The sequence below is a fragment of the Afipia sp. GW822-FHT04G07 genome (assembly GCF_058800765.1).
The window spans coordinates 3,829,773-3,849,372 of record NZ_JBXAMP010000001.1; the positions used below are offsets into that span (position 1 = coordinate 3,829,773).

Sequence of the window (19,600 nt, forward strand, 5' to 3'; positions counted from 1 at the left end):
TTATTCCGCCGCCTTGATTTGTTTGGCCGAGCCGGCGTTCACCAGCGGCATGACTTTCTCAGCCGTTAGTATCATGGACTTTCGCCCGAGTTCGCGATCTTTCCAATCCTTGCCGGCGTAGAGCAGTGTCCCGAATGTGCCGACTTCGCTCTGAAAGGCAAGAAGCTGATCGGCGACGCTATCAGGCGTGCCGTAGATGATCAGCTTGTCGCAGATCATCTCAAGTGTGACCTCGTCATCAGGCTGGTCGCGGCGTGTTTTGAAAAGCTCGATGCGTCCGTTTTTCTTGAGCTTCGTAAACAGCGACCGATAGTAGTTCACATACGGACCGTCGGGGTCAGTGGCGTAGGCTTTCGCGGTTGCTGCGTCGTCCGCGACGAAAACGCTCTTGGCGACGCGCCAGTTGGCCGGATCCGCAGCACGGCCGCCACGTTCGCAGCCTTCCACATATTTCGGCCAGTGGCTCTTGACCCATGCGGGCATCAGGAAGTTTGCCGAGATCGGGTCCCATCCGCGCACGGCTGCTTCGGTCACTCCCTTGGAGAACGGAGCAACGGCCGTCACGACAATCGGAGGATGGGGACGTTGCAGCGGACGGGGGATATAGCCCTGGCCGATTTCCTTGATCTGGGTGCGCTGTGTCGAAACTGTCCAGTATTTGCCTTGGAGGTTATAGGGCGGCTCGCCCGACCAGATGCCGAGCACCTGATTAATCGCCTCGAGAAACATCTCATTGCGGTTGAAATCGAGATTGCCGAACAGTTCAGCGTCAGACAAAAGTCCGCCCGGGCTGATGCCGAAAATGAAACGGCCATCAAGCATGTGATCCAGCATGGCGATGCCGGCTGCCACTGTCGCGGGATGTGTATTGGGCATGTTCACGGTGCCTGTACCCAACTTGATTTGCCGGGTAGCGGCGGCGACCCACGCCAGAAACGTCACGCAGGATGTGATGTTTTCGGCCTTGTCGGTGACGTGTTCCCCAACATAGGCCTCCGTAAATCCAAGCTCGTCGGCGAGCAGGAAGGCCTCACGGTCCTCAGCCAGCGACTGCCGCCAGTCCTTATCCAGGGGATGGATCGGCATGGTGAAAAAGCCCAGATTCATAGCGCATTTCCTGCATTGCTTATGGTTGTCGGGAAGACTAGCGATTGTGAGCTATTAGAAAAATGATTATTCTTACTTTCCCGCATTAGGAAATTTGATGGATGCTCTCGCTTCGCCAGATCAGATCTTTTGTCGCTGTCTATGAGGAAGGCTCGTTCACGTCGGCGGCCAGACGGGAAGGTGCGACCCAGTCGGGCATTTCGCAACACATCAAACAACTGGAATCTGAACTTGGCGCTGTGTTGCTGGAGCGTGATGGCCGCGACGTCGAACCAACCCTCGCAGGGAAGCTTTACTACCGTGAATGCGTCGACGTTCTGAAGAAGCTGGAAGCGGCTCAGCAAAGCGTTGCGGTCAACCACGTCCGCGGCACGATCCGCGTGGGCTTGATGCCGACCTTCACCAGATCGATTCTCGCTCCCGCACTCGACAAGTTTCTCAGCTCCGCGCCCGGCTCGGAGATCAGCGTCATCGAAGCCTATTCGGGTGTTTTGACGGACATGACCCTGAAGGGTGAATTGGATTTTGCCGTGGTCCCTGCCTTCGAGGGAGCCACCGGAATATCGCATCGTCTGCTTGCGCGGGACAGGGAGATGCTTGTCAGCGCGAAGCGGGGCCACAACTTGAAGCCAGTTAAGTTATCTGAGCTTGGTCCGCTGAAAGTGGTGCTGCCCGGCCTTCAGAATACCCGGCGGCGCAACATCGAAACCTACTTCAGCGCGAATGGCATTGCCGTTGCCCAGCGACTCGAACTCGATGCGATGATGGGAACGCTGCAATTTGTCGCAGCGAGCGACTGGGTCGCCATTTTACCATTTGTAATGATGGTATCGGACCTCGATGGCGGTCGGTTCGACGTCAGGCCGCTGGACCCACCGTTTTATTCCGAGTTCGTTTTGATCGAACCTGCACGCAAGGTCATGTCTCCGGCTGCAGCATTATTCGCCGATATTCTTGAAATGGGGGCCAAACAATCGCGGCTTGTGTTCCGGGAACGTACAGGCTCACAGCGAACACCACGGCGTCGCATGGGACGAAAGCAATCCTGATCACGATGGTGCGACGCGATATTCCGATCGGCGTTTTCTGACTTTGAAGTGGTTTTCAATCGTCGTCCGAGGCACAGCGTCACGATCATGAAATAATCGTTCGATAAATAACGCTTGACGTTTAATTGTCCGCGCCGTCTAATCTGTTCAAGCCCATCAGAAAATGAGGCGAGTGAGGGAGGCGGCCGGAATGAAAGCTTCGGCTTTCAGCTATTCGCGTGCATTGAGCGTAACTGACGCATTGGAATTGCTTGCCCTGCACGGTGACCAGGCAAAGGTCCTTTCCGGCGGGCAAAGTCTTATGCCTGCATTAAACTTGAGGTTGTCGGCTCCGGCACTGCTCGTCGATATTGGCGCGATCTCCGAGCTGCGCGGGATTTCCGCCTCGAAGGGCGTCCTGACGATTGGCGCGCTGACCCGTCATGTCGATATTCTGAACTCTCCCGATATCGCGAAGCATGCACCGCTTCTGACAGAAGCCATTGCGCATGTTGCGCATCCCGCAATTCGGAACCGGGGGACCATCGGCGGGAGCCTTGCGCATGCGGATCCCGCATCGGAGCTTCCGGCGTGCGTCATTGCTCTCGACGCAACCATTATCGTGCGTGGCAGGAGCGGTGAGCGGCGCATTCCGGCCGTCGATTTCTTTACCGGCATTTACGAGACGGTGCTGTCACCACAAGAGTTGCTGGTTGCAGTCGAGGTGCCTGTCGCTAAATCGAGTACCGTTCATTTTTTCCACGAGTACGCGCGCCGCAAGGGCGATTACGCCATCGTCGGACTGGCAGCGTGTGGAGTTCTCGATAACGATGTGCTCACCGATCTTCGGCTCGGCTTCTTTGCCGTTGGCGACCGGCCGTTGCTCGCAGCGACGTCACGGCATCTTGTCGGGAAGCCGGTGACGGCATCGATGCTGGCCGATGCGCAGGCCGCGCTTGACGCAGAACTTGATCCACAGGAAGACCAGCAGGCTTCCATCGCGATGCGCCGCCATCTCGCTCGTCTGTTGATGGTTCGATGTGTGACGGTGCTCCTTGGCCGGCCAGATCTCGAAGCAAGGATGCCGGCATGACAGCCCCGACGCCGATCTCGCTGATCGTCAATGGCGAGCGCGTTTCCGCGCATGTACTTCCCCGGCTGAATCTGGCGGATTTTCTTCGCGAGCATCTGGGTCTCACCGGAACGCATGTTGGCTGCGAGCACGGCGTTTGCGGCGCCTGTACTGTCCGTGTGAACGGCGACATCATTCGTTCTTGCCTGCTGCTGGCGGTGCAGGCGGAAAACGCGTCCGTCGAAACAATCGAAGGATTATCGGACAGCGGAGAGATTTCGGATTTGCAGGCGGCCTTCCAGGATCGTAACGCCCTTCAGTGCGGATTTTGCACGCCGGGCATGTTGATGGCTGCGCAGGATATCCTGAAGCAAAAGCCGCAAGCCGATCGCGAACAGATCCGCGAGCATCTGTCCGGCAACTACTGCCGCTGTACAGGTTATCATGCGATTGTCGATGCCGTGGAGACGACGGCACGTAAGCGTTCGGAGCAGGTGTGATGAACGATAGCTCCGGAAAACAACCCAGCCTTTCGGTTCTGGATCGCCCGAATTCGTATATCGGCAAGACCGTCCCGCGACCCAATCTGGGGCGGCTGATGCAAGGCCGTGGGCAGTATGTCAGCGATATGGTGCTGCCGCGCATGGCGCATGTCGCGTTTCTGCGCTCGCCACACGCTCACGCCAGAATTGTGAAGATCGATGCGACCGAGGCAAAGGCGATGCCCGGTGTGATCGCGATTGTGACTGGTGCCGAACTGGCGAAGGTCATCACGCCGTGGGTTGGCGTCCTCTCGCATCTCAAGGGACTCAAATCTGCGCCCCAGCACGCCATCGCGATTGACCGTGCCTGCTGGCAGGGCGAGGCCGTGGCGGCCATCGTCGCGACCAGCCGCGCTCTCGCCGAGGATGCAGCCGAGCTCGTGTCGGTCGATTATGAAGAGCTAGTTCCGGTCACGGATATGCGCACCGCGCTAGACCCCGACACACCGGTGATTCATTCGGATCTCGGGGACAATCTGGCGTTTGAGCGCAATCTCGATGCCGGCGCAGTCGATCAGGCTTTCAAGGATTCCGACGAGATAGTCGAAACCGAGTTCGTATTCGGTCGTCACACCGGCGTCACGCTGGAACCGCGCGCGGTGCTTGCCGACTGGAACAGCGGAGGGGAGCGCCTGACCGTTTATCTCGGCACTCAAGCGCCGCACATGGTGCAGAACATTGCCGCGATACATCTGGGTCTGGATGAGTCGCAGGTTCGCGTGGTCTGCAAGGACGTCGGCGGTTCGTTCGGCATCAAGGTTCATATCTATGCCGACGAGATGGCCACCCTTGCGCTGTCGAAGCTGCTATGTCGCCCGGTCAAGTTCGTCGCCGACCGGGTCGAAAGTTTCAACACCGATATCCATGCGCGCGACCACGTCTGCAAGGCGCGCATCGGAGTCAGCAGGGACGGTACGATCAATGCCTTCGAGATCGATGATCTCACCGGGGTAGGGCCGTATTCGATGTATCCGCGCACCAGCGCCATCGAAGCCAATCAGGTGGTCAATTTGGTCGGCGGACAATACACCACGCCCAACTATCGAGCGCGGACCCGTGTCGTCTATCAGAACAAGAACGTCACCTGCCAATATCGCGGCGTGGGTCACCCCATTGCGTGCTCCATCACGGAGGGGCTCGTCGATCTCGCCGCGCAGCGAATTGGTATGGATCCGATCGAGATCCGCCGCAAAAACCTCATTCGCGATGACGCCTATCCGTGTGGATCTCCATCAGGGCTGAAATTCGAATCGCTATCGCATCACGCGTCGCTTGATAAGCTGATTGCGATGATGAATTACGATGCGCTGCGCGCCGAGCAGGCGGAGTTGCGCAAGCGCGGAATTTATCGCGGCATCGGCATTGCGAGCTTCATCGAAGTTACCAATCCGAGTGCGGCCTTCTACGGTGTCGGCGGCGCCCGGATTTCATCGCAGGATGGCGTGGCCGTGCGTCTGGACGCGACCGGCCGCGTGATCTGCCAGACAAGCATCACCGAGCAGGGCCAGGGATCGGAATCGCTCACCGCCCAGATCGTCGGCAGTGTGCTCGGTGTTTCGATGGAGCGCGTGCGCGTGATTCTCGGCGATACCGACAACACGCCTTATGGCGGCGGCACATGGGCCTCGCGCGGCGCGGGGATCGGCGGCGAAGCCGCGCTGCAGGCGGCCAAGGTGCTCCGCAAGAATATTCTGGACGTCGCTGCTGCCATTCTTCAAGCGAAGCCCAGCGACCTGGACATCGTCGATAATTCCGTAGTGGATGTTCAGGGTGGCCAGCAACGCATTGAACTGCATGAACTGGCGCGCATTGTTTACTTCCGGCCCGACACGTTGCCGCCGGGCTTCCAGCCCGAGCTGATGGCAACCCGTCACTTTGTGCCACGCGAGTATCCCTTCGCGTTCACAAACGGCATTCAGGCCTCGTGGCTGGAGGTGGATACGCAAACGGGCTTCATCAAGCTTCTCAAGCACTGGGTGGTGGAGGATTGCGGCACCGTCATCAATCCGCAACTCGTGGATGAGCAAATTCGAGGCGGTGTGGTTCAGGGCCTCGGCGCGGCGCTTTACGAACACTGCATTTACGATGACCGGGGTCAGCTGACCAACGCCAACATGGCGGATTATCTTGTCCCGATGTCAGGCGAAATTCCGGATATCGATGTCGGACACGTCGTCTCGCCGACAATGGAGAGTGAACTTGGCGCCAAGGGAGCCGGAGAGGCGGGAACCGCCGCCGCTGCCGCTGTCGTCACGAACGGGGTGAACGATGCGCTTTCGCCGTTCAATGTCACTGTGACTGAAATACCGCTGACGCCGCGGATCATTCTCAAGGCGCTCGGACACATCTGACCGAAGTTTCTGCAAAAACACCAAACACCCAACCACGGAGGAATACATGGCCAAGAAAACAACGGGTTCTAGCTCGATCTCGCGCCGCCGCCTGCTGACGACGGCAAGCGCAGGCGCTGTTCTGGCGGCATCGCCATTTCGCATCAATCTTCTTCAAGCGCAGGAAGCAACCATCAAGGTTGGATTCCCCGTTCCGCTGACCGGACCTTACGGCACCGAAGCGCAGGACCAGGTTCGCGCCGCGGAAGTAGCCATCGCGGAATTCAATGAAGGTGGGGGCCTCAACGGTCGTAAGGCCGAGTTGCTCGTTCGCGACGACAAGCTCAATCCGGGCGAGGCCGCGACGCGCACGCTGGAATTGATCGAGAAGGAGAAGGTCAGCTTCATCGTCGGCAGCCTCTCAGCCTCCGTTCAGCTTGCCGTGAACAACGTCACCAAGGAACGCCAGATCATCTACAATTCGATCAGCCAGTCTGACGAAATCAACGAAGCGAAGGACTTCAGCAAGTACACCTTCCACGAAGCGCTGACGCCCCATCTCACCGCGGGTGCCGTCGGACGTTACGCGTTCTCGAAGTTCGGCAAGAAGGTCGCATTCCTCACGGCCGACTACGCCTACGGCCATGAAATGGTTCGTGGCTTCCAGACCGCAGGCAAGGCCCTCGGCGTTGAGACTCTGGCGGATATTCGTCACCCGCTCGGCACCACGGACTTCTCGGCGCTTCTGCCGCGTATCCAGGCGTTGAAGCCGGATATTCTCGTCATCAGCAATTTCGGACGCGATCAGCAGATTGCGCTCAAGCAGGCGACCGACTTCGGCTTGAAGAAAAGCATGAAGATCGTTGCGCCGATTCTGTTGTACACGGGCCGTATTGCAGCCGGCGCTCAGGCGTTCGAGGGCGTCATTGGCGGCACCTCGTACTATTGGGGCATCGAAGACAAGGTTGCGTCGGCCAAGGCGTTCAACGATCGGTTCCGCAAGATGCACGGCGGCAAGGTGCCATCGGATTACGGCGCATTGGGTTATGCCGGTGTAAAGACGCTGCTGATGGGCGCCAAGGCGGCTGGTACTCTCGACACTGACAAGGTGATCGCCGCAGTCGAAGCGCTGAAGTACGATTACTACAAGGGCCCCGAATACTATCGCAAGTGCGATCATCAGGCTGTGCAGTCGGTTCTCATCATCGAGTCCAAAAGCAAGCCGGAGAGGGGCGATTCCGACGTGTTCAACGTTGTGGCGACGGAAGAACCCAGCGAACAGAACCTGCGGACCTGCGAAGCGCTTGGTCACAAGTCCTGAGCCGCTGACTGACGGACGCGCGCCCGTCGCGGGCGCGCGTCATAACTGGAGATATTCATGGCCGGCCTGAGTTTTGATCTGATCGCGTTGCAGTTGTTCACGGGTCTTGCGCTCGGTGCGATTTATGTGCTGTTCGCCATCGGTCTGTCGCTGATCTTCGGCATGCTGACCGTCGTGAACTTCGCGCATGGCGCCTTCTATATGGTGGGAGCTTATGTCGGGCTGTTCCTTCTCTCCCTGGGAGGCAACTTCTGGCTTTGTCTGGTTGCCGTTCCGTTGATCGTCGGCACAGTCGGCCTTGTCGTGGAGCGTTTCCTGATCCGGCCGCTTTATGGCCGCGGCATCGACTATCCGCTGCTGCTGACGTTCGGCCTCAGCTATGTAATGGTCGAACTTATTCGCATTGCTTTCGGCAAGAGCGGCTATCCGTTCGACACACCGGAAATTCTCCAGGGCGCCGTCAATATTGGCGTCGGATATTTCCCGCTCTATCGGTTGTTTGTGATCGGCATCGCGGCAGCAGTTCTGCTCGGGCTCTGGCTCTTCCTTGAGCGCACAAGCTTCGGCCTGATCATCCGCGCGGGTGCTCGCGATCCGCAGATCGTCCGTGTGCTGGGCGTCAATGTCGCGCGGGTCTGGCTGTTTGTTTTCGGGATTGGTTCCGGTATCGCGGGACTTGCAGGACTTCTCGCCGCGCCGTTGCAGGGTGTGATCCCCGAAATGGGAGCAACGATTTTGGCCGAGGCATTTGTTGTCACGGTTGTCGGCGGCATGGGCTCGATCGGCGGCGCCGTTATTGCCGGTCTTCTGGTCGGCGTGGTTGTCAGCATGACGTCGTTGTTCGCGCCGGAAATGGCCAAGGTTTCAATTTTTGCCTTGATGGCAATTGTTCTCCTCATCCGTCCGCAGGGCTTTTTCGGCCGTGCCGGGCTCATGAGCTGAGGCGAGTACACAAAGATGAATGAGCTTTCTCAAACTCTGACGCCGCCGGGCGTCGCATCGGCCGGCTGGTTCGATTTTGCCAAGCGCCACCGCGCCATCCTGGCAAGTCTCTCCGTGCTGGTGTTTCCGCTGGTCATGCCATTCACCGCGCTGGCGGTGAACATCCTGATCTATGGCCTCTATGCGGTCGGGTTCAATCTGCTGTTCGGGTATCTCGGACTTCTGTCGTTCGGGCATGCGGCGCTGTTTGGCACAGGTGCCTATCTCTGCGGCATCGCGATCGTCCATTTTGGATGGCCATGGTATGCCGCGATCGTGATGGGCATAGTGGGTGGTGCTGTCATGGCGGCTGGTATTGGTGCATTGGCGATCCGCACCCGTGGAATCTATTTCGCCATGGTGACGATGGCTCTCTCGCAATGCGTTTTCTATCTCTTTTATCAGGCGGTCGATTGGACCGGTGGCGAGAACGGCTTGCGCGGTATTAACGTTCGCATCATCGATATCTTCGGCCTGAAATTCGACTTCATCAATCCGCTGACGCGTTATTATGTCATCGCGGCGTTCGTGATCATGGCTCTGTTCGTGCTGTCGCGAATATTGGCGTCGCCGTTTGGCGCTGTCATCGAAGCCGTCCGGGAAAATGAGGCGCGAGCGCGGGCTTCCGGCTATGACGTGACGCGAACCCGGCTGATTACGTTCATCCTGTCCGGTGCGTTCTGTGGTTTGGCTGGCGCGCTGATGGCCCTCCATCTGTCCATTGTGCCGATCGAGATCCTGCACATCGAGACATCAGGTATGGTGGTGATGATGTCGCTGTTGGGAGGAATGGGAACATTCTTCGGCCCGTTCATTGGCGCGGCCGTTTTCCTGCTGCTCGAGAATCTGGTTTCGCTTTGGACCGTTCATTGGCAGCTGATTGTCGGTGCGGTTTTCGTGATCTGTGTGTTGTTTTTCCCGGCCGGAATCTGGGGAACGATCTTGAAGCGGGTCAAGCCATGACGACTTCGGTGGACACTTCAAAAGTCATCTTGCGCACGACCGGCGTGAGCAAGAAGTTCGGCAAATTCGTAGCCTTGAACAATATCTCTGCCGAGTTCTCGCGCGACGCGATCACCTCGATCATCGGACCGAACGGTGCTGGGAAAAGCACCTATTTCAACCTGTTGTCCGGCGCCTTCCCGCCATCCAGCGGCAAGGTCGAGTTTGAAGGCCGCGATGTCACCAATGTCGCACAGCACGAGTTCGCCCATATGGGCATCGCGAAGTCTTTCCAGATCACCAACGTGTTTCCGCTCCTTACGACGCGGGAGAATGTCCGCGTCGGACTGCAAGCCTTCGTCTCGCGCTATGATATCTGGCGCCCGCGCGCCAGACTTCCGGGGCTCGTCGAGAAAGCGGATGAGTTGCTGGCGCTGGTCGGACTGTGGGATCGCCGCGAGCGGCTTGCCAAGGAACTGGCGCATGGCGAACAGCGTGCGCTCGAAATCGGAATGGCGCTGGCTGCCAATCCGCGGCTGTTGCTGCTGGACGAGCCGACGGCGGGCATGAGCCCGGAAGAGACCCGGGTGATGATGGACCTCATCGTCAAATTGGCGAAGGAGCGCACCGTTATTCTCGTCGAACACAAGATGAAACTGGTGATGGGGATCAGCGACCGCGTTCTCGTGCTGCATCATGGAGAACTGTTGGCGCAGGGCACACCAACGGAAGTCCGCCAGAACGAACAGGTCAAGCGGGTCTACCTTGGCCAGCGGGAGCACTGAAGCGATGTTGCGTGTCGAAAATCTCAACGCCTGGTACGGCGCAAGCCATGTGCTTCAGGACATTGGTCTCGAAGTGAACAAAGGCGAGATCGTCTGTCTGATCGGTCGCAATGGCGCCGGCAAGACCACGACGCTGAAGTCGATTATCGGGCTGCTCGACAAGACTAGCGGGTCGGTGACTTTCAAGGGCAAGGAAGTTTTGGGTCAGCCCGCCCACGTCCGCTTTGCCTTGGGTCTTGCTTACGTCCCGGAAGAGCGGCGCATCGTGCAGGGATTGACGGTCCGCGAAAATCTGCGTCTCGGCCTTGTCGCCTCGCCCGACAAGAAGGACGAGGTTCGACGTATCGCCCAAATAGCGGAGATATTTCCGCGTCTGGCCGAGCGGCTGGATCAGGAAGCCGTCACGATGTCAGGCGGTGAGCAGCAGATGCTTGCGATTGCGCGTGCCATGATTGCAAAGCCGGATCTCATCATGCTCGATGAGCCTTCGGAGGGCATCATGCCGGTGCTGGTCGACGAAATGTTCGAATTGTTCCGCAAAATGAAGTCAGAAGGGACGACGATTCTTCTGGTTGAGCAGAATGTCGAACTCGCGCTCGATATCGCCGACCGCGCTTACGTGCTGGATCAGGGTTCGGTTGTGCATCATGCCACGGCGGCTGCGCTGCTTGCGGACGATGAAATCAAAGAACGCTACTGCTCGGTCTGACAGATGGCTGGCGGCGCGCCCGACTGCGCCGATATAATTATCGATTGATAAATAAAGAAAAGGAACAAGATCATGAAGGTCGACAGAGCCGCTATCTATGAAGCTGCGAAAAAGCTTTCCAACTGGGGCCGCTGGGGCGCAGACGACCAGATCGGCACGCTTAACAACGTGAGCCCTCAGGACGTCATCAACGCGGGCAAGCTCATCAAAAAGGGCAAGGTATTCTCGCTCGGCCTGTCGCTGAAGGAGCCCATTCAGTCGGGTCTGTTCGGCGGTCGATGGAATCCGATCCACACCATGCTTGCGACCGGTACAGATGCCGCAGCCGGCAACCAGGACGATCCTTCGCCGTATCTTCGCTATGCGGACGATGCGATCAACATGCCGTGCCAGGCGTCGACGCAATGGGATGCGCTTTGTCACATCTTCCTCGATGACAAGATGTATAACGGCTATGATGCCAAGCTGGTCGATGCGCGCGGCGCAAAGAAGCTCGGCATTGAGCATACGCGTGACAAGATGGCAGGCCGCGGCGTGCTGCTCGATATCGCGCGGTTCAAGGGTGTGGACTCGCTCGACGACGGCTATGCGATCACCAACGCAGACCTCGACGCTTGCGCCAAACAGCAAGGCGTTGAAATTCGCAAGGGCGACTTCGTGATTGTTCGTACCGGTCATCAGGAGCGTTGCCTGAAGAAGAAGGATTGGTCGGGATATGCCGGTGGGGATGCCCCGGGTATGGCATTCGAGACCTGCTACTGGATCCGGGAGAAGGACATCGCCGCGATCTGCACCGATACGTGGGGGTGCGAGGTGCGCCCGAACGAAACCAACGAAGCCAACCAGCCCTGGCACTGGGTGGTGATCCCGGCCATCGGAATTTCGATGGGCGAGATTTTCTACCTGAAGGAGCTTGCGGAAGATTGTGCGCAAGACAAGATCTATGAGTTCTTTTTCGCCGCACCGCCGATGCATTTGCCCGGCGCTGCCGGTTCGCCGATCAATCCTCAGGCGATCAAGTAACCGCGGAGAATTTTAATGGCCAAACACCTCAAGCGTAGCCGCGACGCAGCACAGCGGGCTGACGACGATTCCAAGGTTCGCGCGACTGTCGAAGGCATTCTTGCCGATATCGAAAAGCGCGGCGATGACGCGGTTCGTGAATTGTCGATAAAGTTCGACCAGTGGGACCGCAAGGACTACCGGTTGACCGACGCGGAGATCAAGGACTGCGTCGCACAGTTGTCCAAGCGGAACATTGACGACATCAAATTCGCGCAAGAGCAGGTGCGCAACTTCGCTCAGCACCAGCGCGACTCGATGAAGGATGTCGAGGTGGAAACCTTGCCCGGCGTCGTGCTGGGTCACAAGAACATACCGGTTAATTCCGTGGGCTGTTATGTTCCGGGCGGCAAGTATCCGCTTCTGGCTTCTGCGCATATGTCGGTGATCACCGCGAAAGTTGCCGGTGTTGCGCGTATCATCACCTGCGCACCACCGTTTCAGGGCAAGCCTGCGCCAGCCATCGTCGCCGCACAGCATCTCGCGGGCGCCGATGTCATCTACTGTCTCGGTGGAATCCAGGCCGTTGGTGCAATGGCTCTCGGCACGGCATCGATTGCGCCTGTGGATATGCTGGTTGGCCCCGGCAACGCCTTCGTGGCGGAGGCGAAACGGCAACTCTTCGGTCGCGTCGGTATCGACCTTTTCGCCGGGCCGACGGAAACGCTGGTGATCGCAGACGATACGGTGGACGGTGAGTTGTGCGCGACCGATCTTCTCGGTCAGGCGGAGCATGGACCGAACTCACCCGCGATTTTGCTGACCAACTCCGAAAAGCTTGCCCGCGATACGATGGCTGAAATTGAGCGTCTTCTAAAAATCCTGCCGACTGGCGCTGTTGCCGCCAAGGCCTGGGAAGACTACGGCGAAGTCATCGTCTGCGACTCCGAAGATGAGATGGTGAGGGAGGCGGATCGCATCGCTTCCGAACACGTGCAGGTGATGACACGCAATCCGGATTACTTTCTCAACAACATGACCAACTACGGCGCCTTGTTTCTCGGACCACGTACGAACGTGGCTTATGGCGACAAGGTGATTGGCACCAATCACACGCTCCCGACCCATAAGGCGGCGCGTTATACCGGTGGATTGTGGGTCGGCAAGTTCCTCAAAACCGTAACCTATCAGCGCGTGTTGACCGATGAGGCGTCAGCCATGATCGGCGAGTACTGTTCGCGTCTTTGTATGCTTGAGGGCTTCGCCGGTCATGCCGAGCAGGCCAACGTTCGCGTCCGGCGTTATGGTGGCCGCAACGTGCCGTATGCGAGCGCTGCTGAATGACCGCCCAGCCGCTGCCGAAAACTCCGACATTCCGGCTGGACGGGCGCCGTGCACTGGTCACCGGGGCGGGCCGGGGCATCGGGGTTGCCGCGGCTGCCGCGCTGGCCGAGGCGGGTGCGCACGTCACGCTTTGCGCCCGCACGGCAAGTGAAATTGAGCTGGCGGCTGCGGCGCTTCGAGAGCAGGGTTTTCAGGCGGATACGCTCACGCTCGATGTGACGGACGTTGCGTCATTCCGCTCGGCGATTGAAGCCCGTGAGATGTACCATGTCCTTGTCAACAATGCCGGTACGAACAGGCCGAACTCGTTCACCGATGTGCCGGTGGAGGATTTCGATGTCGTGATGAACCTGAACGTGCGTGCCGCTTATTTCGCGGCTCAGACTATCGCACAGCGGATGATCGCAACCGGGACAAGAGGATCGATCATCAATATGTCCTCACAGATGGGACATGTCGGCGGAGCCAACCGTTCACTTTATTGCGCCTCGAAATGGGCGATGGAAGGTTTCTCAAAGGCGATGGCGATCGATCTGGCCCCGCATGGTATTCGGGTCAACACGTTGTGCCCAACCTTCATCGAAACGCCGATGACAAGGCCGTTCTTTGAAAATGCTGCGTTCAAGGAGAGCGTACTTTCGAAAATCAAACTCGGACGGCTCGGCACCGTCGAGGATCTGATGGGTGCGATCGTGTTTCTTGCCGGCGATGCATCGTCGCTGATGACGGGATCGTCTCTCGTCATCGACGGAGGCTGGACGGCAGACTGAACGTTGTTATTGTCGCTGATCTTTCTGGGTCCTTGCGTGATGACTCCGCAAGGCGAGAGCATAGCGGTCTAAGGCGCATACGGTTGCCTGTCATTTTGCGCTGCACAAGGCGCATTTCCCTTATGTTTTGAGTATCTGTCGTGACTGGTCCCGGCGCTCCCACGTCGGGCTTCGCCTTTCTGATCCCGGCCCTGCGGGATCGTGTGGCTTGATTTAGTCGGACAAGACCAAGGATTTTGCCAAATCGATTACAATATATAACAATGCTGGACCGGGCCGCCAAAGAGCCCGTGATTGTCATATCAGGGAGCCGGGTCCATGAGGAAAGCACTGTTGGCGGCACTATTGGCCGCAAGCATGACGCCTGCGTTCGCGCAGGACAAGACCGTGAACATGAAGGTGTCGATCTGGCTGCCGCCCGCCCATCCATTGGTGCCCGCGACGCAAGCCTGGGCCGCTGACATCGATAAGGCGTCGGGCGGCACCATCAAGATGACAATCTTTCCGTCGGAACAGCTCGGGAAGGCGTTCGATCACTACGACATGGCGCGCGACGGCATCGCCGACATCACCTACATCAATCCGGGTTATCAGCCTGGACGATTCCCGATTATCGCGGCTGGGCAACTTCCCTTTACCTTCAACGACGGCAAGAAAGGCACGCAGGCGCTGAACGAGTGGTACAAGAAATACGCCGCGACCGAAATGAAAGACACCAAGCTGTGCTTTGCGTTCATCCACGATCCCGGCTCGATCCATGGCAAGAAAAAGATCGTGGTTCCGGGGGACCTGAACGGCGTCAAAGTACGGCCTGCGCAAAGCACGATCGGCGAAATGGTGAAGTTGCTGGGCGGCACCAACGTGCAGGCCTCGGCGCCGGAAGCGCGCGATGCGATCGAGCGTGGTGTGGCTGACGAGATCGCCTTCCCATGGGGATCGATATTCCTTTTCGGTATCGACAAGGTCACGAAGTATCACATTGACGCGCCGCTCTACTCGACGGTGTTTACCTACAATATCAATCTGAAGACTTACGACTCGCTTTCCCCCGCCCAGAAAAAAGTGATGGATGACCATTGCTCGCCGGAGTGGGCAGCCAAGATATCCGATCCGTGGACCGAGTTTGAAGCCAATGGCCGAGTGAAGATGAAAGCGCTGGCGGGTCATGAGGTTTATCCGCTGACGGCCGAGCAGCTTGACCAATGGAAGAAGGCAACGGCGCCGCTTCGCGACAGCTGGGCGGAAAGCGTCAAAAAAGCCGGTGGCGACGCGGCGGCTATCGACGCGGAACTGAAGGCTGCGCTCAAGAAGTTCGACGCGGCTCTTTAGCCAGACAGCGCATGACGTGAACGCGGCAGGTCTCTGCCGCGATTTTCCTCTCATGAACCGGTGAATCATGACCGCGACACCGCAAATCTCCAGCGATGGCGTTCTCGGCATTCCCGAAGTTCCGGAGCCGAAGAAAAGTGCGATGGATCGGTTCATCGATTCCATTGAATGGATTGCCGCTGCCTTTGTCGGCATCGTGGCGCTGAATACCTTTATCGCGGTATTCCTGCGCAAGTTCTTTGCAATCTCGATTCCGGATTACTACGATTTTGGCCGGCTCTTGCTGGGCATTCTCATTTTCTGGGGGATTGCCGCCACGAGCTACCGGGGTACGCACATTACGGTCGATCTGGTCTGGGCCAATTCACCCCCAAAGTACCAGAGGTGGATTGATATTTTCGCGACCCTTGTGCTTCTCTTTGTGGTCACGGTTCAAACGGTCACCTTGTTCGACAAGGTCGTTCAGACCCGCGCAGACAACGTTCTCACTTACGATCTTCGGCTTCCAAACTGGCCATTTTTCGCTGTCGCCTGGATCGGCGACGTCTCGGCTGTTCTGCTGATTGCGATACGGACTTGGCGGCTCATCTTTCATCCAGAGCTGATGCACGATCCCAAGATCAAGACGGCGGAGTGAGCGATCGTGAGCAATGAAGCGGTCGCTCTCATAGGCTTTGTGTCCTTGTTTGTGCTGATGCTGTTGCGCGTGCCGGTCGGCATGGCTATGGGCCTCGTCGGGATCACAGGCTTCGGTTATCTCACCGGTTTTGCGCCTGCGATGAAGCTCGTTGGCCAGACGACGATGCGCACTGTGACGGATTACACGTTCGGCGTGATTCCGATGTTCCTGCTGATGGGCGCGTTTGTTTCCGTCTCCGGTATCAGCCGCGAACTGTTTCGTGCTGCGAATACGTTCGTTGGACACTGGAAGGGTGGGCTTGGGATTGCCACCATCGCCGCTTGCGGCGGATTTGCTGCGATTTCGGGGTCCTCCGTCGCGACCGCAGCAACCTTTTCCGCCGTCGCTTACCCCGAGATGCGCCGGTTCGGCTATCCGCAGTCGTTCGCGACCGGTGTGATCGCGGTCGGCGGCACGCTCGGTGCGATGTTGCCGCCTTCGACAGTTCTCGCGGTCTATGGAATCATTACCCAGCAGGACATCGGCAAGCTGTTTATCGCAGGCGTTATCCCGGGGCTGCTGGCCATCGTGATGCACATGATCACGATTGCCATCATTGGCGTCGTGAAGCCGGGATTCTTGCCTGCCGGCCCGAAAAGTTCTTGGCCTGAGCGATTGGCGGCGTTGCGGGACGTTTGGTCGCCCCTGCTGCTGTTCGTATTTGTGATTGGCGGGCTCTATGGTGGCTTCTTCATTCCGACGGAGGCGGGTGCGGTCGGTGCCGTCGGTGCATTTCTCATCGGTGTCCTGCGCGGGAAACTGACGAAGGACGGCATTCTGCAATCGCTGTTGCAGGCGACGCGCACGGCGGCCGCGGTATTCACGATTCTGATCGGCGCGTTGTGTTTCGGCTACTTCCTGACCATCACGCAAACGCCACAGCATGTGACGGAGTTTCTGACCGGGCTCGGGATCGGCAGATATGGTGTTCTCGCGCTGATCCTGCTGATGTATCTCGTGCTCGGCTGCTTGATGGATGCGATGGCAATGGTCATTCTTACTGTGCCGATTGTCTTTCCCGTCATCACAGCGCTCGGGTTCGATCCGATCTGGTTTGGTGTCATTATCGTGATGACAGTGGAGCTTGGACTTATTCATCCACCCGTGGGCATGAACGTCTTTGTTATCAAAAGCGTGATCAAGGATGTCGACATGTCGACGATCTTTGTCGGGGTGCTGCCGTTTGTCGTGACGGACCTGATACGGCTCGTTCTTCTGATTCTGTTTCCGCTGCTGGCGATCTGGCTTCCTCAGCGTATGATCGGATAGACGATGAGACCTTCTCTCTCGACGAAGTATGTTTTCAGTCTGTCGATAAAGATCGACGAGCCCATCGTCGCAGGAGACTTCGGCTATGCGACGCGCCGCGTCATTCCGATTCTCGGCGGAGAATTGCGGGGTGAGGGTATGCGCGGAAACATATTGCCCGCGGGAGCGGATTTTCAGATCATTCGTCCGAACGGCTTTACGGAAGTCGAGGCCAAGTATGCGGTTGAGATGGACGATGGTGCCGTTGTCTATATCGAAAACGTGGGCGTTCGTTTTGGGTCGAAGGAGGCGCTCGACAAGATCAAGCGCGGCGAGCCGGTGGACCAGAAGTTGATCTATTTTCGGACCATGCCGCGGTTCGAAACCGGCAGCGAAGGGTACCGCTGGTTGATGGAATCGCTTTTTGTCGGGGTAGGGGAGCGGCACCCGGATAGGGTCCAGATCGATGTGCATCAGATTCTGTAAGGTGTCCGATCAAGTCGGTATCGGCATTTCTTCATCAGCTTTGAGACCAGCATGACTCATGAACCAAACAAGATAACCGCTGGAGGCGCGATTCTTGCGCGCCTCAAGGCGGTTGGCGTCGATTACATTTTCGCAAATTCCGGAACGGATTTCCCGCCGATCATTGAAGGGCTGGCTGAGGCATCGGCAAAAGACATCTCGTTGCCGAAGGCCATCGTCATTCCTCACGAGAGCGCCGCTATGGGGATGGCGCATGGTTATTTCCTTGCGACGGGGCGTGCGCAAGCTGTCATGGCGCATACCAACGTCGGTCTCGCCAACTGCGCCATGGGTGCAATCAACGCCGCGACCGAACGTGTTCCGATCATTCTCTTTTCAGGGCGGACGCCGGTGACCGAGCAGGGGCGGTTGGGGTCACGGACAGTGCCGATCGGTTGGGGCCAGGAAATGCGCGACCAGACCGCGTTGGTGCGCGAAGCGACCAAATGGGATTATGAACTCAGGTTCCCGGAGCAGGCTCTCGACATTGTTGACCGGGCACACGCGATCGCGTGTTCAACGCCGAAGGGGCCGGTTTATCTCAGTCTTCCACGGGAAGTTTTGTGTGAACTCTGTCCAGCCGAAAATATCGAGGCTCCAAGCCGGATTCAGCCGGCGATAGCTGCGCCGGCCGCAGGCGCGCTTGCAGAAGCGGCGCGCATTTTGGCTGCGGCGGAGCGGCCGGTTATCATTGCGCAAAGAGGTGCAGGCTCGCCGGAGGGGTTTTCTGCGCTTGCCGAATTGGCGCTCGGCTGGGGCATTCCGGTTGTTCAGTATTGGGCAATTCAGCTTGCCATTGCACAAGATCATCCGATGGCGGCGGGCAGCGACCCTTCCCGCTGGCTGAAGGACGCCGATGTGGTCGTGATTATCGATTCACTAGCGCCGTGGTCCCCGGCTGTTCATGACGTCCCTGCGAACTGCAAAGTCATACAAGTTGGGCAGGATCCACTTTACGCACGGTTTCCGGTTCGTAATTTCCATGCGGATGTTTCGCTCGTCGGTGAGACCGACAATTGTATCATCAGTCTTGCGGTCTCGATGAACGCAGAACTCGCTGAGACACAACAAAGGCGAGATGAGCGCCGAACGCGTGTTGCCAAGATTACGCAAGCCACCCGGCAGGAAGTCCAAAAAAGATCGGCGGCGGGTGGCGGCGACATGATGACCAAGGAATGGGTCAGTCATTGTCTTTCAAAAGCCATTGAAGGAAAGCCTGCGACGGTCTTGTCCGAACTCGGTTGCCCACTCGATCCGCTCACTTTGCAGGGTCACGGGACGTGGTATCAGGAGCCGCATTCGGGCGGTCTCGGTTGGTCGTTTCCGTGCGGACTTGGAATGCAACTCGCGGAGCCCGATCGCCTGATCGTCGCGACAATGGGCGACGGCTCTTACATGTTCAGTAATCCGGTGGCGTGCCATCAGATCGCCGAAGCGCTGGGCCTGCCCCTCCTGATTCTTGTGCTGAACAACTCGGAGTGGGGGGCTGTTCGGCGTTCCGTGCTCGACGTGTATCCACACGGATACGCCTCCCGTTCCAACGCCATGCCCTTGGTGTCGCTCCAGCCAACGCCGGATTTTATGATGATCGCGCAAGCGAGCCGGGCATTTGCAACGCGTGTTGAGAAGGGAAGCGAGTTACCGGCGGCGCTTGCGGCCGCGATCGATCACATCAGCCGCGAACGAACCCACGCACTGGTCGATATCCGGATCGGTTCATAGAAAAATCACGATCAGTATCGCTGCATTGAGCAGGCGGCATGAACGAGCCTGCACATTCGCGATGTTTTCAGAACATCGTTTCCAGGGACAAACGAAAGAAGATTTTCCCGCAAGTTTCCTGTTATTGTGGAATACCTGCCGGCATCGGCAGCTTCTGCCTGATG

At 58.1% G+C, this 19,600-nt stretch carries 18 protein-coding genes; 17 read left to right on the plus strand and 1 reads right to left on the minus strand.

Translation table 11 applies throughout. The features are described 5' to 3' along the window. On the minus strand, positions 1-1,107 hold the full coding sequence (locus AC1RKJ_RS18640; protein WP_492792396.1) for an LLM class flavin-dependent oxidoreductase: 1,107 nt from the start codon (positions 1,105-1,107) through the stop codon (positions 1-3). 101 nt (positions 1,108-1,208) lie between these two features. Between AC1RKJ_RS18640 and AC1RKJ_RS18645 the strand changes: the two genes are divergently transcribed. The 17 genes from AC1RKJ_RS18645 to AC1RKJ_RS18725 all read left to right on the plus strand — a co-directional run bounded on the left by AC1RKJ_RS18645 (position 1,209) and on the right by AC1RKJ_RS18725 (position 19,436). After that, positions 1,209-2,156 (plus strand): LysR family transcriptional regulator, encoded by a 948-nt coding sequence (locus AC1RKJ_RS18645; RefSeq protein WP_492792397.1) that lies wholly within the window; start codon positions 1,209-1,211, stop codon positions 2,154-2,156. Between the two features lie 190 nt (positions 2,157-2,346). Beyond that, positions 2,347-3,228, plus strand: a complete 882-nt coding sequence (locus AC1RKJ_RS18650; protein ID WP_492792398.1) for an FAD binding domain-containing protein — start codon at positions 2,347-2,349, stop codon at positions 3,226-3,228. Then, the gene (locus tag AC1RKJ_RS18655; protein ID WP_492792399.1) at positions 3,225-3,707 is read left to right on the plus strand and encodes a (2Fe-2S)-binding protein; all 483 of its coding nucleotides are present in this window, start codon (positions 3,225-3,227) and stop codon (positions 3,705-3,707) included. The genes AC1RKJ_RS18650 and AC1RKJ_RS18655 overlap by 4 nt, the downstream gene beginning before the upstream one ends. Beyond that, a complete protein-coding gene (locus AC1RKJ_RS18660) occupies positions 3,707-6,100 on the plus strand; it encodes a xanthine dehydrogenase family protein molybdopterin-binding subunit (RefSeq protein WP_492792400.1) in 2,394 nt (797 codons plus the stop codon). Before AC1RKJ_RS18655 ends, AC1RKJ_RS18660 begins: the two co-directional genes overlap by 1 nt. Positions 6,101-6,146: 46 nt before the next feature. Beyond that, positions 6,147-7,400: an ABC transporter substrate-binding protein gene (locus AC1RKJ_RS18665; RefSeq protein WP_492792401.1), complete on the plus strand. Its 1,254-nt coding sequence runs from the start codon at positions 6,147-6,149 to the stop codon at positions 7,398-7,400. A 57-nt stretch (positions 7,401-7,457) separates the two neighbouring features. Beyond that, complete coding sequence (locus AC1RKJ_RS18670) at positions 7,458-8,342, plus strand: branched-chain amino acid ABC transporter permease (protein WP_492792402.1); 885 nt, start codon at positions 7,458-7,460, stop codon at positions 8,340-8,342. Positions 8,343-8,357: 15 nt separating this feature from the next. Further along, positions 8,358-9,344: a branched-chain amino acid ABC transporter permease gene (locus tag AC1RKJ_RS18675; protein WP_492792403.1), complete on the plus strand. Its 987-nt coding sequence runs from the start codon at positions 8,358-8,360 to the stop codon at positions 9,342-9,344. Continuing rightward, entirely contained in the window at positions 9,341-10,108 is a 768-nt protein-coding gene (locus AC1RKJ_RS18680) for an ABC transporter ATP-binding protein (protein ID WP_492792404.1), read from the plus strand. The genes AC1RKJ_RS18675 and AC1RKJ_RS18680 overlap by 4 nt, the downstream gene beginning before the upstream one ends. A 4-nt stretch (positions 10,109-10,112) precedes the next feature. After that, on the plus strand, positions 10,113-10,817 hold the full coding sequence (locus AC1RKJ_RS18685) for an ABC transporter ATP-binding protein (protein WP_492792405.1): 705 nt from the start codon (positions 10,113-10,115) through the stop codon (positions 10,815-10,817). Between the two features lie 72 nt (positions 10,818-10,889). Next, entirely contained in the window at positions 10,890-11,840 is a 951-nt protein-coding gene (locus AC1RKJ_RS18690) for a cyclase family protein (RefSeq protein ID WP_492792406.1), read from the plus strand. A gap of 15 nt (positions 11,841-11,855) precedes the next feature. Next, positions 11,856-13,163 carry a histidinol dehydrogenase gene (gene hisD / locus AC1RKJ_RS18695; RefSeq protein WP_492792407.1) on the plus strand — a complete coding sequence of 436 codons (1,308 nt, stop codon included), beginning with the start codon at positions 11,856-11,858 and terminating at the stop codon, positions 13,161-13,163. Beyond that, a complete protein-coding gene (locus tag AC1RKJ_RS18700) occupies positions 13,160-13,933 on the plus strand; it encodes an SDR family NAD(P)-dependent oxidoreductase (RefSeq protein ID WP_492792408.1) in 774 nt (257 codons plus the stop codon). Before hisD ends, AC1RKJ_RS18700 begins: the two co-directional genes overlap by 4 nt. 318 nt (positions 13,934-14,251) lie before the next feature. Further along, complete coding sequence (locus AC1RKJ_RS18705) at positions 14,252-15,262, plus strand: TRAP transporter substrate-binding protein (RefSeq protein ID WP_492792409.1); 1,011 nt, start codon at positions 14,252-14,254, stop codon at positions 15,260-15,262. A gap of 142 nt (positions 15,263-15,404) precedes the next feature. Then, positions 15,405-15,899 carry a TRAP transporter small permease gene (locus tag AC1RKJ_RS18710; RefSeq protein ID WP_492792797.1) on the plus strand — a complete coding sequence of 165 codons (495 nt, stop codon included), beginning with the start codon at positions 15,405-15,407 and terminating at the stop codon, positions 15,897-15,899. A gap of 6 nt (positions 15,900-15,905) precedes the next feature. Continuing rightward, complete coding sequence (locus AC1RKJ_RS18715; RefSeq protein ID WP_492792410.1) at positions 15,906-17,210, plus strand: TRAP transporter large permease; 1,305 nt, start codon at positions 15,906-15,908, stop codon at positions 17,208-17,210. Positions 17,211-17,213: 3 nt separating this feature from the next. Next, positions 17,214-17,675, plus strand: coding sequence for a DUF3237 domain-containing protein (locus AC1RKJ_RS18720; protein ID WP_492792411.1), 462 nt, complete (start codon positions 17,214-17,216; stop codon positions 17,673-17,675). A gap of 51 nt (positions 17,676-17,726) precedes the next feature. Next, the gene (locus AC1RKJ_RS18725; RefSeq protein WP_492792412.1) at positions 17,727-19,436 is read left to right on the plus strand and encodes a thiamine pyrophosphate-requiring protein; all 1,710 of its coding nucleotides are present in this window, start codon (positions 17,727-17,729) and stop codon (positions 19,434-19,436) included. Positions 19,437-19,600 lie beyond the last annotated feature (164 nt).